17 protein-coding genes and 1 tRNA gene are annotated in these 14275 nt (G+C 63.4%); 8 read left to right on the forward strand and 10 right to left on the reverse strand.

Annotated features, from left to right (window positions below; translation table 11 throughout):
- Window positions 1–43 precede the first annotated feature (43 nt).
- From efeB to efeU, 3 genes are read right to left on the reverse strand one after another with little or no spacing between them, the layout of a single operon-like run.
- Window positions 44–1294, reverse strand: a complete 1251-nt coding sequence (efeB, locus tag CH271_RS07845) for an iron uptake transporter deferrochelatase/peroxidase subunit (protein WP_094633267.1) — start codon at window positions 1292–1294, stop codon at window positions 44–46.
- Window positions 1275–2414, reverse strand: coding sequence for an iron uptake system protein EfeO (gene efeO, locus CH271_RS07850; protein ID WP_094633268.1), 1140 nt, complete (start codon window positions 2412–2414; stop codon window positions 1275–1277). Before efeO ends, efeB begins: the two co-directional genes overlap by 20 nt.
- A gap of 14 nt (window positions 2415–2428) precedes the next feature.
- The gene (gene efeU / locus CH271_RS07855; protein WP_094633269.1) at window positions 2429–3310 is read right to left on the reverse strand and encodes an iron uptake transporter permease EfeU; all 882 of its coding nucleotides are present in this window, start codon (window positions 3308–3310) and stop codon (window positions 2429–2431) included.
- A gap of 177 nt (window positions 3311–3487) precedes the next feature.
- Between efeU and CH271_RS07860 the strand changes: the two genes are divergently transcribed.
- The 7 genes from CH271_RS07860 (at window position 3488) to CH271_RS07890 (ending at window position 9490) form a co-directional block, all read left to right on the forward strand.
- Window positions 3488–4210 (forward strand): lytic transglycosylase domain-containing protein, encoded by a 723-nt coding sequence (locus tag CH271_RS07860; RefSeq protein ID WP_094633369.1) that lies wholly within the window; start codon window positions 3488–3490, stop codon window positions 4208–4210.
- Window positions 4211–4298: 88 nt separating this feature from the next.
- Window positions 4299–5585: a phosphopyruvate hydratase gene (eno, locus tag CH271_RS07865; RefSeq protein ID WP_037192069.1), complete on the forward strand. Its 1287-nt coding sequence runs from the start codon at window positions 4299–4301 to the stop codon at window positions 5583–5585.
- A gap of 34 nt (window positions 5586–5619) precedes the next feature.
- Window positions 5620–6333 (forward strand): FtsB family cell division protein, encoded by a 714-nt coding sequence (locus CH271_RS07870; RefSeq protein ID WP_252341876.1) that lies wholly within the window; start codon window positions 5620–5622, stop codon window positions 6331–6333.
- Window positions 6330–6860 (forward strand): DUF501 domain-containing protein, encoded by a 531-nt coding sequence (locus CH271_RS07875; RefSeq protein ID WP_032404265.1) that lies wholly within the window; start codon window positions 6330–6332, stop codon window positions 6858–6860. Before CH271_RS07870 ends, CH271_RS07875 begins: the two co-directional genes overlap by 4 nt.
- On the forward strand, window positions 6857–7801 hold the full coding sequence (locus CH271_RS07880; protein ID WP_037192071.1) for a Ppx/GppA phosphatase family protein: 945 nt from the start codon (window positions 6857–6859) through the stop codon (window positions 7799–7801). Before CH271_RS07875 ends, CH271_RS07880 begins: the two co-directional genes overlap by 4 nt.
- A gap of 116 nt (window positions 7802–7917) precedes the next feature.
- Window positions 7918–9369: a short-chain fatty acid transporter gene (locus CH271_RS07885; protein WP_094633270.1), complete on the forward strand. Its 1452-nt coding sequence runs from the start codon at window positions 7918–7920 to the stop codon at window positions 9367–9369.
- A gap of 44 nt (window positions 9370–9413) precedes the next feature.
- Window positions 9414–9490 (forward strand) — tRNA-Leu (locus CH271_RS07890).
- A gap of 250 nt (window positions 9491–9740) precedes the next feature.
- Here the strand turns inward: CH271_RS07890 and CH271_RS07895 are convergent.
- From CH271_RS07895 to CH271_RS07920, 7 genes are all read right to left on the reverse strand, one after another.
- Window positions 9741–10154: a YbaB/EbfC family nucleoid-associated protein gene (locus CH271_RS07895; protein WP_094633271.1), complete on the reverse strand. Its 414-nt coding sequence runs from the start codon at window positions 10152–10154 to the stop codon at window positions 9741–9743.
- Window positions 10151–10591 carry an ankyrin repeat domain-containing protein gene (locus tag CH271_RS07900; RefSeq protein ID WP_179274598.1) on the reverse strand — a complete coding sequence of 147 codons (441 nt, stop codon included), beginning with the start codon at window positions 10589–10591 and terminating at the stop codon, window positions 10151–10153. Before CH271_RS07900 ends, CH271_RS07895 begins: the two co-directional genes overlap by 4 nt.
- Window positions 10591–10770 carry a GH-E family nuclease gene (locus CH271_RS29545; protein ID WP_179274599.1) on the reverse strand — a complete coding sequence of 60 codons (180 nt, stop codon included), beginning with the start codon at window positions 10768–10770 and terminating at the stop codon, window positions 10591–10593. The genes CH271_RS07900 and CH271_RS29545 overlap by 1 nt, the downstream gene beginning before the upstream one ends.
- 79 nt (window positions 10771–10849) lie before the next feature.
- The gene (locus CH271_RS28735; RefSeq protein WP_179274600.1) at window positions 10850–12028 is read right to left on the reverse strand and encodes a WXG100-like domain-containing protein; all 1179 of its coding nucleotides are present in this window, start codon (window positions 12026–12028) and stop codon (window positions 10850–10852) included.
- A complete protein-coding gene (locus CH271_RS07910; protein ID WP_094633274.1) occupies window positions 12025–12330 on the reverse strand; it encodes a WXG100 family type VII secretion target in 306 nt (101 codons plus the stop codon). The genes CH271_RS28735 and CH271_RS07910 overlap by 4 nt, the downstream gene beginning before the upstream one ends.
- On the reverse strand, window positions 12330–12650 hold the full coding sequence (locus CH271_RS07915; protein WP_256986328.1) for a WXG100 family type VII secretion target: 321 nt from the start codon (window positions 12648–12650) through the stop codon (window positions 12330–12332). The genes CH271_RS07910 and CH271_RS07915 overlap by 1 nt, the downstream gene beginning before the upstream one ends.
- A gap of 420 nt (window positions 12651–13070) precedes the next feature.
- Window positions 13071–13400, reverse strand: coding sequence for a hypothetical protein (locus CH271_RS07920; RefSeq protein ID WP_094633275.1), 330 nt, complete (start codon window positions 13398–13400; stop codon window positions 13071–13073).
- A gap of 358 nt (window positions 13401–13758) precedes the next feature.
- Between CH271_RS07920 and CH271_RS07925 the strand changes: the two genes are divergently transcribed.
- Entirely contained in the window at window positions 13759–14229 is a 471-nt protein-coding gene (locus tag CH271_RS07925) for a hypothetical protein (RefSeq protein WP_094633276.1), read from the forward strand.
- Window positions 14230–14275 lie beyond the last annotated feature (46 nt).

The raw sequence follows: 14275 nt of genomic DNA on the forward strand, positions 1-14275 counted from the left end.
GGGTGGGGGCGGCCGCGGACGGGGTTGGCCCGCGGGGACCGGCCTACTCGAACAGCGTTGAACCCCAGTATTCGGATTCCTCGACGCCGGGTGGGCAGGCGAAGACCGCGGATCCCACGTGTTGGATGTATTCGTTCAGTGCGTCTTTACGGGAGAGCGCCAGTTGCATCGGGACGAACTGGGTCAGTGGGTCGCGGCAGTAGGCGATGAAGAACAGTCCGGCGTCGAGGTGGCCGAAGCCGTCGGATCCGTCGGTGAAGTTGTAGCCCCGACGCAGGATCTGGACGCCACCGAGGTTCTCTTTCGACGCCAGGCGCACGTGCGCGGTCTTGTCGATGAAGGTGCCCTCGGGGCCCTGGGATTCGAAGTCGAGTGCGTCGAATTCGTCCTTCTGGCCGAGTGGCGCGCCGGTTCCCTTGCTGCGTCCGATCACTCGCTCCTGTTCTTTCAACGTGGTGCGGTCCCAGGATTCGATGAGCATGCGGATTCGACGGGCTACGAGGTAGGAGCCGCCTGCCATCCATTCCTGATCATCGTCAGCAGAGACCCACACGTTGTCGTCGAGCAGAGTCGGGTCCTCGGCCTTGAGGTTGGCCGTTCCGTCTTTGAAGCCGAACAGGTTTCGCGGCGTTGCCTGGGTGGTCGAGGTGGACGAGGTTCGACCGAAACCGAGTTGCGACCACTTGACCGACACGGTGCCGAAGCCGACACGGGCGAGGTTGCGGATAGCGTGGACGGCAACCTGTGGGTCGTCGGCGCAGGCCTGGATGCACAGGTCTCCGCCGGAGCGTGCGGGATCGAGGTTGTCGGCAGGGAAGTGCTGTAGATCGGCAAGTGACGCAGGCCTTTTCGATGCCAGGTCGAAGCGATCGAACAGGCTCGGCCCGAAACCGATGGTCAACGTCAGCGACGACGCCGTCAGACCGAGAGCTTCGCCCGTGTCGGTGGGCGGGTTGTACTGACCGCCGTCGACCGCGCCGCCGTCGAACGTCTCCTCACCCTTGGTGAGGCGTTCGGCCATCAGGGTCCACTTCTTCAGCAGCGCAACGAATTCGTCGCGAGAGTCGGTGGTGACGTCGAAGGCGACGAAGTGCATACGATCCTGCGCCGGCGTGACGATTCCGGCCTGATGGTCGCCACGGAATTCGACGACATCCGAGGTGGGCACTTCGGCACCGGAGGCCGTCGCATGTCCTGCGATTGCCCCGACTCCGACGAGCGCAGCACCGGTCCCGACGGCACCGAGGAGGCGCCGTCGGGAGAACTGCCCGTTCTTACTGTCCTGCAACGACACCCTGCACCTGGCTCACTTCGGCGGACAATGCGTCGATCTTGTTCGAGAGTTCCTGGCGCTGAGGTTCGGTCACGGTGTCGTAGAAGACGAAGCCGTCGCCGCTGCGGTACTTGGCGAGTTCTGCGTCCAGTTCTTCGAAGCGTGCGTCGATGGCGGTGCCCAGTTCGGCGTTGCGTTCGTCGAGGATGGGTCGGACGGCGGCGATGGCGGCCTGCGAGCCGTCGACGTTGGCCTGGAAGTCCCACAGGTCGGTGTGCGAGAAGAAGTCTTCTTCACCGCTGATCTTGGTCTTGGCGACCTCGTCGAGCAATCCCTGTGCGCCGCCTGCCACCTGGATCGGGTCGATGGTGAAGTCGTCGGCCTTGATCTTGTCGGCGAGTTCGGTGATGTCGGCCTCGAGCTGATCGGCCATCGCGTTCGTGTCGGGCTGCAGACCCTGCGTCCACAGGTCCTTCTCGATGCGGTGGAAGCCGGTCCACTCCGCACCGGGCTCGACATCGGGCTCACGCAGGTCGATGCGCGGGTCGAGGTCGTCGGGGAAGCTCTCGGCGACGGGCTCGATGCGCTCGTAGTAGCTACGCGCGATGGGGAATTGAGCCTTGGCCGCGTCGACGTTTCCACTCTTGACGGCGGTGACGAACGAGGCCGTGGTGTCCTGCAGTGCGTCGATCTGGCTGACGACGTAGCGCTTGTAGCCGGCTGCTGCCTCGGCGAGGAGTCCGTCCTCGTCCGTGGTGCGCACCGAGTCGCCGGTGACGACGTAGTCGGCGCGGATACCGTCGCCCACCATGCCTGCCTTGCAGGCGGTTTGGTACGTGCCGGGGTCGGGCAGGGCGACGATGAGCTGACGCGTCAGGCCGGGTCCGATGTTCTCCACCTCACCCATGACGCGGTCGCCTTCGCCGTAGACGTAGAACTCGGTGACCTTGCTGCCGTTGTTGGTGATCTGGAACGTCGAGTTTCCGGTGGTGCCCTCGGAAGCGCCGACGTCGCAGGAGGAGTCGGTCGCGGTGACGGTGATGTCGCCCGACGCGGCTTCGGTGGAGGACTTCTCGGTGCATCCGGCCAGAGCCATCGGCAGAACCGCAACGGCGGCCAGAGCGTAGGTGGTACGACGCATGGTGGTGGTGCCTTTCAGGAGGATTGCAGAGCAGGCTCGGGAGTCGCGGGAACGCGGACCGGGCGGAGGAAGAGGTAGAGGACGACCACGATGTAGAGCACCCACGCGATCGCTTGGAACACAGTGGGTTCGGGCCGGAAGTTGAAGATGCCGGCGAGCACGGTGCCATACCAGCTCGAGGCGTCGAAGTGTGCGGTGATGTCGAAGGCGACGGCACTGCCGCCGGGCAGGATGCCGCCGATCTGCAGTGCGCGGATGCCGTAGGCGAGGATGCCGGCGGCGACCACGATGAGGAATACGCCGGTGTACTTGAAGAACACCGCGAAGTTGATGCGGACGGCACCGAAGTACAGGAACACCGTCAGCACGGCCGCGACGACGATGCCGAGCAGCAGTCCGAGCAGTGGCCAGAGGCTGCCGTTGGTGTTCTCGGCGTAGCCGACCATGAGCAACGCGGTTTCGACGCCTTCGCGGCCGACGGCGAAGAACGCCAGCGCCAGTACCGCTGCGGGGCCGACGGTCAGCGCCTTCTCCATGTTCGCGCGCAACTCGCCGGAGATGTTCTTCGCGGCGGTGCGCATCCAGAGCACCATCGCCGTCACGATGACGACGGCCACGAGCGATGCTGCTCCGGCGATGATTTCGGCGGTCAGCCCGGTGACGGTGGACGTGCCGTAGTGGATCACGAAGAAGATGGCGGCGACCATGGCGACGGCGAGGCCGACTCCGAGCCAGACCCACTTGAGCGCGTCGCGGCGATCGGCTTTGACGAGGAACGCCACGAGGATCATCACGACGATGCCGGTCTCGAGCCCCTCGCGCAGGCCGATCAAGCCGCTGCCGAACATTTGGGTGGCGATCGACGGCGCTGAGCCTGCGGCGGCGAGAACTGGCATGAATCAGGCTCCTGCGGTGCGTCGAACATTGGTACGCCTTCCCTCGCAAAGGGTAGGCGACCCTCATGCGTGAGGGCTGACCAGAACATACACCCTGCAACCCAGGCCGAATGCGCGTTGACCAGGGGTTATCTCGGTCTTTAGCTTTCTATTACCTTGCGTGTGCAGGATGGAGTGGTGATCTCCCGTATCTGCGTGCTCGCCACAGCGTCGGTCCTTCTCGCGTTGACCGCGTGCGGTACCGGCGAGCCCGAGCGTGAGATTCCCGAAGGCATCCCGCCCGGGCCCGGCACCGAAGTGCCGGCCATCGACTTCAACGCGCCCGGGCGGACGGCCGATCTGTTGCTCGCCTGGGCCGAACCGCAAACCGACGCGCTCGGCATCTCGGTGACCGCGTTGGCGTCGTACGGGCACGCAGCGGCGATCATGACCGAGACGGATGCCGATTGCGGAATCGCGTGGACGACCCTCGCCGGCATCGGGTACATCGAGAGCCGGCACGGCACCTACCAGGGTTCGTCGGTGGCACCCGACGGTCTCGTCGCACCCCCGATTCGCGGAATCCCCCTCGACGGCGGACCGGGCGTCGCCGAGATTCCGGACACCGACGGCGGCGTCATGGACGGTGACACCGAGTTCGATCGGGCCATGGGCCCCATGCAGTTCATTCCCGAGACGTGGAAAAAATGGGGCGTCGACGCCAACGGCGATGGCGTCGCCGATCCCGACAACATCGACGACGCGGCGCTGACCGCGGCGCGATACCTGTGTGCGCGAGGCGGTGATCTGCGGACCGCGCAGGGCTGGGAGACGGCGTTGATGGCCTACAACCTGTCGGGTCAGTACCTGCGGGATGTGCGCGATCGTGCGGCCGCGTACTCGGTGGGCACCAGGCCGTAGGACCTCCATGCATCGCGGGCAGTGCAGGGGAGCGGCTAGTCTTGCACCCGGCACAGTCCGTCGGTACCCGTTTATAGGAGAAGCATTCGTGGCCATCATTGAGCAGGTCGGAGCGCGCGAAATCCTCGATTCTCGTGGCAACCCCACGATCGAGGTCGAGGTCGCATTGGACGACGGGACGCTGAGTCGCGCCGCCGTTCCCTCCGGTGCATCCACCGGTGAGCACGAGGCCGTCGAGCTTCGTGACGGCGGAGACCGCTACGGCGGCAAGGGTGTCGAGAAGGCCGTCAATGCTGTGCTCGACGAGATCGCGCCGGCCGTCATCGGTCTGGACGCCATCGAGCAGCGCACCGTCGACCAGGCACTGCTGGATCTGGACGGCACGCCCGACAAGTCTCGCCTCGGCGCGAACGCACTGCTCGGTGTCTCGCTCGCGGTCGCGAAGTCCGCTGCCGAGTCCACCGGACTCGAACTCTTCCGCTACCTCGGCGGCCCCAACGCGCACATCCTCCCCGTTCCGATGATGAACATCATCAACGGTGGCGCGCACGCAGACAGTGGCGTCGACGTGCAGGAATTCATGATCGCCCCCATCGGCGCACCCACCTTCAAGGAATCTCTGCGCTGGGGTGCGGAGGTCTACCACGCACTCAAGTCCGTGCTCAAGGCCAAGGGCCTGGGCACCGGCCTCGGCGACGAGGGCGGCTTCGCTCCCGACCTCGCAGGCACCAAGGCTGCCCTCGACCTCATCCTCGAGGCCATCGGCAAGACCGGCCTCAAGCCGGGTCAGGACGTCGCACTCGCTCTCGACGTGGCGGCCACCGAGTTCTACACCGCAGGCACCGGCTACGCCTTCGAGCGTGAGACCAAGTCCGCCGAGCAGATGTCTGCGTTCTACGGCGAGCTCGTCGACGCCTACCCGCTGGTCTCCATCGAGGATCCGCTCGACGAGAACGACTGGGACGGCTGGGTTGCGCTCACCGAGGCCATCGGCGACAAGGTACAGATCGTCGGCGACGATCTCTTCGTCACCAACCCCGAGCGTCTCGAAGACGGCATCGTCAAGGGTGCCGCCAACGCGCTGCTGGTCAAGGTCAACCAGATCGGCACGCTCACCGAGACCCTCGACGCCGTGGATCTGGCGCACCGCAACGGCTACAAGACGATGATGAGCCACCGGTCCGGCGAGACCGAGGACACCACCATCGCTGACCTGGCAGTTGCCGTCGGCAGCGGCCAGATCAAGACCGGTGCTCCGGCTCGAAGCGAGCGCGTTGCCAAGTACAACCAGTTGCTGCGTATCGAAGAAGCTCTGGGTGATGCGGCGCGTTACGCCGGCGAGTTGTCTTTCCCCCGGTTCAATTACGAGGGATAGCGAACAGGCACGTATGGCACGAAGTGGAGAGTGAATGATGGCACGGCGCGGCAGGTCAGGGACCAGTCCAGGTGGACGTGATCCCCGACCCCGCGGCCGGGCCTCCTCTTCGGGTCGGTCCAAGGCCGGGGGTGTCTCTCGCGACGAGAACGCCTCCGGTCGGCAGGCCACCCCGCCGGAAACCTCCGAGCAGGTGCGCGACGCGGTGGTCGGCGGCAAGGCTGCTCCCCGGCGCGTCGGTGTTCGACGGCCCAAGATGCCCGAGCGGACGTTCTTCGGACTGTCCACCGGACGAGCCGTCATTCTCGGTGTTGTGGTGTGTGCGCTGGCGTTGACGCTGGCGGTGCCGCTGCGCACCTACTTCTCGCAACGCAGTGAGCTCGAATCCGTGCTGGCCGAGCGGCAAGCGTTGGAGAACGACGTGAGCCGCCTGCAGGTTCAGAAGTCTCAACTCGACGAGCCGTCCCGCATTGCGGCCGACGCTCGCGAACGTCTGCGGTTCGTCATGCCGGGGGAGACGCCGTATCAGGTGCAGTTGCCCGGCGATTACTCGCCGAGCTCCGAGGACCTCGCAGTGGACAACACTCCGACGGGACCGTGGTACACCGAATTGTGGAACACCGCGGTCCAGCCGCAGGGATCGGACGAGCCCGCTGAGCCGACGTCCGCACCGATGCCTCTCGTACAGCCAGAACCCGCACCGGCCGCGCCGCCGGTGCCAGAACCAGAAGGAGGACCGGTCGGGTGAATTCCTCGGCAGTCTCGCAGGAAGATCTCGATGCGGTCGCATCGCAGCTCGGACGTGAACCGCGTGGTGTACTCGAGATCGCATATCGATCTCCGGACGGCAGGCCGGGTGTGGTGAAAACCGCCCCGAAGCTGCCCGACGGCACGCCTTTTCCCACCCTGTTCTATCTGACGGATCCGCGGCTGACGGCCGAGGCCAGTCGGCAGGAATCAGCCGGCGTGATGCGGGAGATGACCGAACGTCTCGGTACCGATCCCGAGTTGGCCGCGGCATACCTACGCGCCCACCAGTCGTATCTGGCCGAGCGTGACGAGATCGAATCTCTCGGAACGGATTTCACCGGCGGCGGCATGCCCGATCGTGTCAAATGCCTGCACGTGCTCATCGCGCATTCGTTGGCCAAGGGCCCGGGTGTCAACCCGCTGGGTGACGAGTCGGTTGCGTTGGCAGCCGAGAACTCGTTGCGCGGCAAGGCTATTCCGGCCGATTGGCCGACCATCGAAGAACTACGTGCGGAGAAATCATGACCAGGGTTGCAGCAATCGATTGCGGCACCAACTCGATCCGCCTGCTCGTCGCCGACAACAACGGTAAGTCCCTGGCGGACGTCGCGCGCGAGATGCGAGTGGTGCGGCTCGGGCAGGGCGTCGACGCGACCGGCGCATTCGTGCCCGAGGCGATCGAGCGCACCCGGGTGGCATTGGTGGAGTACGCGGAAATCATTCGCAAGACCGGGGCCACCGCGGTGCGGATGGTCGCGACGTCGGCTACTCGTGACGCGTCCAATCGGGAGGACTTCTTCTCGATGGTGCGCGAGGTACTCGGCAAAGTCATCCCCGGTGCCGAGGCCGAGGTGATCACCGGAGACGAAGAGGCTCGGTTGTCCTTCGCCGGCGCAGTCGGTGAACTCGACGCTGCCGCAGGGCCTTTCGTCGTTGTCGATCTGGGCGGCGGCTCCACCGAACTGGTTCTCGGCGATGCGAAGGGCGTGAAGTCTGCGTTCTCCGCCAACATCGGGTGTGTGCGGCTGACCGAGCGCTTCTTGCACAGCGACCCGCCCACCGTCGACGAGATCAACGGTGCGCGTGAGTACGCCCGCGAGAAGTTGGCGGAGGCGTTCGAGGAAGTGTCGATCGGCGACGCGTCGAGCTGGGTGGGTGTGGCCGGCACGATGACGACCATCGCGGCCATCGCCAAGGAACTACCCGAGTACGACGCCGACGCGGTGCACCTCTCGCGAGTGCCGTTCGATCAGCTCTTCGAGGTGTGCGAGCGACTGATCGGCATGACGCATACGCAGCGAAGTGCGTTGGGCCCCATGCATCCCGGTCGGGTCGACGTGATCGGCGGCGGTGCAATTGTGTGCAGCGTATTGGCCGAGGAGTTCGAGCGACGCGGTGCCGTCAGCTCGTTGACGGTCAGTGAGCACGACATTCTCGACGGAATCGCGATGTCGATCAAGATTTGATCTGCATTTCTGCAGATGCGGTCTGCGGCGATGTAGGTTGCATCGCTGCGTGATTCGGTGAAGCCTTACAGGCGCTGTGGCCCACGTCACGGCTCCCTTCGAGGTGAGGACCACCGATGACGTCACCCGCCGAGCAGATACCGGCCAAACAGGCACCGGCCGAGAAAGGTTTGGCGCGCGTCGCGCAGATGCTCGCCAGGGGAACCGAGAAGTGGTTTCCCGACGCCTACATCTTCGCGCTCGTCGGTGTGGTGGTCGTTGCTGTCGCTGCCTTCGCCAACGGGTCGTCTCCGCAGAATGTGGTCGACGCGTTCGGTAACGGCTTCTGGGACCTGACTGCCTTCACGCTGCAGATGGCGATGGTCGTTCTCACCGGCTACGTCGTGGCCACATCTCCACCGGTCGCCAGATTGATCACCCGACTGGCGCAGGTGCCCAAGAGTTCCAGTAGCGCAGTCAGTTTCGTGGCGCTGCTGTCCTGCTCGGTGTCCTTCCTGAACTGGGGCCTGAGCCTGGTGTTCGCCGGTCTGCTGGCCCGAGCCATCGCGCGGCGTGACGATCTGCGGGCGGACTATCGCGCACTCGGGGCTGCTGCGTTCATGGGACTCGGAGCCGTGTGGGCACTCGGTATGTCGTCCTCTGCTGCTCAGCTGCAGGCGACGGCCAGTTCGCTTCCGGCGACGCTGCTTTCGGTGACGGGTGTACTCGACTTCGGAACCACCATCTTCACGTGGCAGTCGTTGCTGATGTGCGTGATCATCATCGTCCTCACCGTGGCCATTGCGCACTTCTCGGCACCCAAGGGCGCGGCGATCAAAACGGCCGAGGACATGAACGTCATTTTGGACGACACCGTGACCGAGCCTGCTCCGCGCAGTCGACCAGGGGAGTGGCTCGAGTACAGCCGAATTCTTCCCCTCTTCGTGGGCGCGATGACGCTGGGATGGCTTGTCTCCCAGCTGTTGACGCTGCCGGTGCTGTCGGTGGTCAGCAGCCTCAACGGGTACTTGTTGGTGTTCCTGATGCTCGGGCTCGTGCTGCACGGCACCCCGCGGCGCTTCCTCGATTCGGTCAGCAAAGCGGTCCCCGCGACTGCAGGGATCCTGGTGCAGTTTCCGCTCTATGCCGCGATGGCGGCCATGCTCACCGAAGCGGAGGGCCGGGGAGGCATCACGATCTCCGAGCATCTGGCGACCTTCTTCACCGAGATCGGATCCGGTGGAGGCTTCGCGGTGGTCATCGCGATCTACACCGTCGTGCTCGGACTCTTCGTTCCCTCCGGTGGTGGCAAGTGGCTGGTCGAAGCCCCGTACGTGATGCAATCGGCCACCGACGTGCAGATGAACCTCGGCTGGACCGTCCAGATCTACAACGTCGCCGAGGCCCTGCCGAACCTGATCAACCCGTTCTTCATGCTGCCCTTGCTGGCGGTTCTGGGTCTGCGAGCGAGGGATCTGATCGGATTCACGTTCCTGCAGTTCATCTTTCACTTCCCGGTGGTCCTGCTGCTCGTGTGGCTCCTCGGCATGACCTTCGAGTTCGTCCCGCCGGTCATCCCGGCGCAGTAACAGACCGATATGATCGTCACCGCTGGTGCGAGAGCCCAGCGGTGGCCCCTATAGCCCAATTGGCAGAGGCAGCGGACTTAAAATCCGCACAGTGTCGGTTCGAGTCCGACTGGGGGCACCATATCTCCCCAGGTAACAGCGTTAGCGCGCTGCAGTCCTGGTTCGAACACGCACTTCGGTGTCACAGAATGTCACAACTCAAATCAACTGCTCTGGATCGGCGCTCGAACATCCGAGTCCTGAAAATGCATTAACTTGGCTGGCGTTCCTGGTTGATTCAATCAACGAGCTGCATGACCGAGCTCGCGCGCTCGTGCGGTGGTGGCCGCCACAGTCTCACCTACGGGTCGCCGAATGAGAGGTGCTCGAAATCATTGGAGTGCTGAGAAGTTGCGGTAGTAGCGGTCCATGGCGGCTTCGGCAGACCGGGGATCGCTCGCGTTTGTCGATGCCTCGGCCGCGACAAAATCTCGGACTGTGTCCAGTGCTGATCTGACCCTGGTGTTTTCCGTGATCGGACGTACCGCAATCTCAGTTCGTGCGGCGGCATCCGACGCCGCCCGTCCGGCGGCGTCCAGTATTGCCGATGCCAAGTCCTCCGGTCGCTGGGCTGCGCCGGATGCAATCTCGATGTGGATCAGATGCCCGTACGAATCAGTTTTCGCAACGATCGTTCGGTCCGTGGATTCCCCTATCCCACGCACTGCGGCGAGGACGCGGGCCACGTCGGCTGCTGTCGCTTTGATCTCCGTGATCTCGTCTTCCAAATCTCCGTCGTCGCTCACAGCAGGTCCTCGAAGACCGCGACGAGATCGTCGCCGCTGCCTTGTTCGATGAAGTCCTTCTTGGCTACATCGAGCACGCTCATTGAGCCGAAGAAGCATTCGATTGTCTTGAGTGTCGCGTCGGCACCATGCTCGCGGAGCGTCTGGATGAGCGAAACACCAACGCCGGGCTCACGCATCCTGCGAACGAAGAGTGCAAAGTAAAGTGCTGGCTGGCCTTTCGAGTTGTGCGCGTTGGCATTCGCTCCAGCTTCGAGGAGCGCTGCAGCCACGTCGATGTGTGCAGCTTGAGAGGCGAACAACAACGGCGTCCACTCCTCGCTATCGCGATCATCGACGTCCGCGCCCTGCTCGATGAGTTGCTTTGCCTCCTCGAGTCGGCCATTCGCTGCGGCGTAGTGCAGGGCGGTACGCCCGTATTCGTCGCGATCGGTCATCATTTGTCCTCTCGAAGGTGGCTGCGGTTTCCGTACTTGTCCTCAAGGGCAAATCGGCTGGGGTCACTGTGAACGAAGTCGTTGAACTCGGCCTGAGTCATACCGCGTTGTTCGGCCTCGGCCAGCAGTTTGCGATGCTCGTAACCAGACAGATGGCCGATCTCCCACTTCGGATCCACCGGATACAGCGCTCGGTTCGCTTCATCGATGTAGTACTTACCGTTTGCGGTCTTGGGTAGCTCGGTGACCCACGGCTTGTCATCGTAGGTCTTGTTCGCGGGTACTTTGACATCTCGATCGGCTTGGACTGTAAGGAACTCGTCTTTTGTTCCCGCCGGTACGAATCGTTCTGCTCGTTCTACGACAGAGTCGTAGAACGGCTTGCGCAGCGCAGGCCGTCGAAGGGCGAAGACCGACGAGAGGGCATCGAACCCGGTACCCGCCCGCGATGCCGCTACCGCCGGCTCCGGCGAGCATCGGGCGAGCCCCGAGGAGCGGCATCAGCGCCTCGGCAGCCCGGGACATGCCGGTCGACGTCGCGGACATGCCCGCTCGATAGGACGCGGCGACAGCTCGAAGACCCTTGATGATTCCAGCGATACGGATTCCGTATCGGGCGAGTAGCGCGGCCATGACCGCCTGCGCTGCCACTCCTGTCGTTCCGAGCGATATCGTCGATGCCGCCCATCCGACGATCTGATCGACCGCGATGAACCCGACCAACTCGATCAAGGCCATGACGACGGCCTTTTTGGTGGTGTCGATTGCGCCGGCGTAGCCATCGCAGGATGTCGCGAGCGCCTGGCAGTACTCGGCCATCGCGTCGAACTGACTTTTCACCAGATCGTGTTGTTCGAGGATCGACGTGACTTCGGGGCTGATTTGCATCTCGATGAGCGGGCGGGCAATCGGAAAGTCGAATCCCGCCGCGGTGAGTGAGGTCGCCATTGCCCGCCATGCTGTGGCGGCGGCGCGTAGCTGATCTGGGTGACCGTTGGGCCACATCTCGCCCTGAACGTAGTCACGGACCAAACCCCAGCCTGTGGGTTCGGCATCGGTGCCGCCGAACATCGACGGTGGTTCCGACGGCTGGTAGATCGGGATCGAGCCCGGTGGAAAGACCAGTGCTCCGGGGTCGGGTGCGGTACCTGATTGCGTGTTCGCGTTCGCATGATTGGCTGCGGTGAACTGCAGGAGATCGTGCATCTGACCGCATGCCAGCGCTAGATCGCCAAGGGCGTCGATGCCGTCCCATGCTGCTGGGTCGTAGTCATTGGTCCATTCGCGGCCTGCGTTGTCAGAGCCTGCGCATGCGCCGGTCCCCGCGAGCACATCGGAAAGCGCGTCGATGCCGGTCGTGAGGACGCGGTGTATGCGGGAGTAGGTGACCGCGGCTTGGGCGTAGCCGGCGGGTGTGACTTCTACGGGTGCGGTCACATCAGCCACATCGACATATTGGCGTCGATTGCGTTGCTGTAGTTGGCGTGGGCGGTTTTAGCGACTTCGCGGAGCTCGGTGACGTTGTCCGTCATGTCCCGTGCACCTCGGACCCACCGATCCTGTGCGTCCTGATACGCGTCGGATCCGATGCCGGTCCAATCGACGCGCAGTGCAGCAACGGTATTGGAGACTTGCTCCAGGATCTCGGATGTGTCGTCGGTGAATTCCTGCATCGATGCGATGGCAGAGTCGAGTTGCTGCAAGTCGATTTTGAATGCGTCGCTTCCCAATGCAGGCATCAGATCGCGACCCCGGAGCGGGTTGCGTTGCTGACGGCGACGCTTGTCTCATCGTCAGCCTGCTCGTAGTCATCTGCTGCCGCGCGGAGTAGCTGCGCGAGATCGTGAAGGGCTCCGATGATGTTCTCGGCACCGTTGCGCCACTCGACCCAGCCTTCGTCGTAGGCCGATGCTGCGGTGCCCTGCCAACCGTCGATAAGGAGTTCGTTGCCGACGGTGACGTCCAGGTTCTGCAGGCGTTGCGCCAGCGTGTCGGCTTTGGCTTCGATCGCTGAGAAGGCATCGCGCATCTCCGCTGGGGACGCCTCGAGCTTGCTCACGATCTACCGGTCGAATTCGCAACGGTGCACACATCGGCTTAGACGCAGCGGGTCCGCATTCGGTTTCACCGACTTCGACGTCTCTTGCTCAAGTCCAGAGGGGTCTACGCGGTCAGTCGAACGACCTCGGTGCTGGAATGCCTAGGCTCCGTCAGCGACGCGGCCGCTCGTCACATCCGCCGTCGGTCGCTATACGCTGTCGGGAGTATCGGGGCGGAACTGATCTCGTCGTGTTCCGCGAGGGCCCAATGCCGCCCGTCCACCACTGTTTTCATGCGGTCGGATTAACTGGGGACCTCGACAGTTCGCGCAGAGATCCATGCACCCTTCGACGGGACATCAAGCCCGAGGTCCCGGGCAAATGACTTGTGAGGCTCGAGGTAGCCGAGTAGCACAATTCCTGCAGCCCGGACTCGCACGTCACGTTACGGGTGGGTCCTGTAGCGGCTTTCCGGGTTCCTGCCGAAACCTGTATGAGCTGTAGCTCTTTTGGGGGACCAGGCGGCGGCCGTCCTTCCGCTTCTTGGGGAGACCGACAATGGTGTCAGTGTCTTCCGCGCCGAGTCCCGCTGAAAGGCATTTGGCTCGCAGAGCCTCCAAAGTCACCGGTGCCCACCGCTCTGGAACGTTCATCATGTCCGCTTTGAGTTTGGCGACCTCGTTCCACTTCAGCCCGGTGCTGTAGCCGGCAGCCCAGTGGGCGATGTGGTCGATGATTTCATCGACGTCGGGTGGCAGCTCAGCGGTCATAGCTCCAAGTATGAACAGGCATACCGACACCCACTTGTACCGAATCAGTTTCGGACATGAGTTATGAAACTTTAGAGTTCTGGCGTCATAGACGAATCGGTTCGAGACGCACAGATGGTTCAGATTCGGTCGTTCTTGAACCACACTCTGAAAGCAAAACTCCCGGGTCGGCTTGCAGGACCTAGGCAGCGGAACCCAATAGGTGATGTATTTTGACGTTCGTGCATCTCGGAGAGGCCATACTGAAGTGACGGTAGCGCCCGACCCACCGCCCCGTGAGGGTGCGGACCTGCAACCAGTCGAACCGCCGGCTGCGCCCGCTATTGTCTCAGAGTCGTCAGATGGCTTGGCACGTGCAATGAGGATCGGGTCGTACATCCTGCTGCCCGTCGGTGGGATCTTGTTGCTTATGTCACTACTCCTGCAGTGGGACGTTCTTACCCCGGCGCAGGCGACGATCTACACCGGCGTTGGGGTGTTGACTGGTGGGTCACTGGCGTACCTGGCGAGCTGGCAGTCCCGCCAGCAGTCCTCTAGTCACTTTGCAAAGACTCAACTGGACAGTGAGCGGCACTTCGCTCAGGCGCAGAAGGATCGTGAGAACAGTGAGGCGGTTGAGCGCTGTTGGGATCGGTTTGTCTGGGCAGTTGAGCGCGAGAACACACTCGACCCAGAGGTTTTTGTCGGGCTGTTAGAGCGTCTAGCTGACCAGAGTCAGGAGCTCGACAAGGCCCTAGCCGAGCTGATCGAGGACTATCACTTGACATACCTTGAAGCAGCCGAGCTGCGACTTAGCAGCAGTCGAGATGAGGGCAATGAAGACAAGTGACCGGTGTCAAGCGCACAATAGAGTTGCAGCCTTTGAGGGAGGTCTG

Origin of the sequence: Rhodococcus sp. 05-340-2 (genome assembly GCF_002258915.1) — a bacterium.
In the GTDB taxonomy this organism is placed as follows: Bacteria; Actinomycetota; Actinomycetes; order Mycobacteriales; family Mycobacteriaceae; genus Rhodococcoides.

Bases quoted from the DNA above. Each gene is read 5' to 3' on its own strand.
- efeO (WP_094633268.1), bottom strand. From the start codon at position 2,414: ATGCGTCGTACCACCTACGCTCTGGCCGCCGTTGCGGTTCTGCCGATG.
- efeU (WP_094633269.1), bottom strand. From the start codon at position 3,310: ATGCCAGTTCTCGCCGCCGCAGGCTCAGCGCCGTCGATCGCCACCCAA.
- CH271_RS07870 (WP_252341876.1), top strand. From the start codon at position 5,620: ATGATGGCACGGCGCGGCAGGTCAGGGACCAGTCCAGGTGGACGTGAT.
- CH271_RS07880 (WP_037192071.1), top strand. From the start codon at position 6,857: ATGACCAGGGTTGCAGCAATCGATTGCGGCACCAACTCGATCCGCCTG.
- CH271_RS07885 (WP_094633270.1), top strand. From the start codon at position 7,918: ATGACGTCACCCGCCGAGCAGATACCGGCCAAACAGGCACCGGCCGAG.
- CH271_RS07900 (WP_179274598.1), bottom strand. From the start codon at position 10,591: ATGACCGATCGCGACGAATACGGGCGTACCGCCCTGCACTACGCCGCA.
- CH271_RS07910 (WP_094633274.1), bottom strand. From the start codon at position 12,330: ATGCCTGCATTGGGAAGCGACGCATTCAAAATCGACTTGCAGCAACTC.
- CH271_RS07920 (WP_094633275.1), bottom strand. From the start codon at position 13,400: ATGACCGCTGAGCTGCCACCCGACGTCGATGAAATCATCGACCACATC.
- CH271_RS07925 (WP_094633276.1), top strand. From the start codon at position 13,759: ATGAGGATCGGGTCGTACATCCTGCTGCCCGTCGGTGGGATCTTGTTG.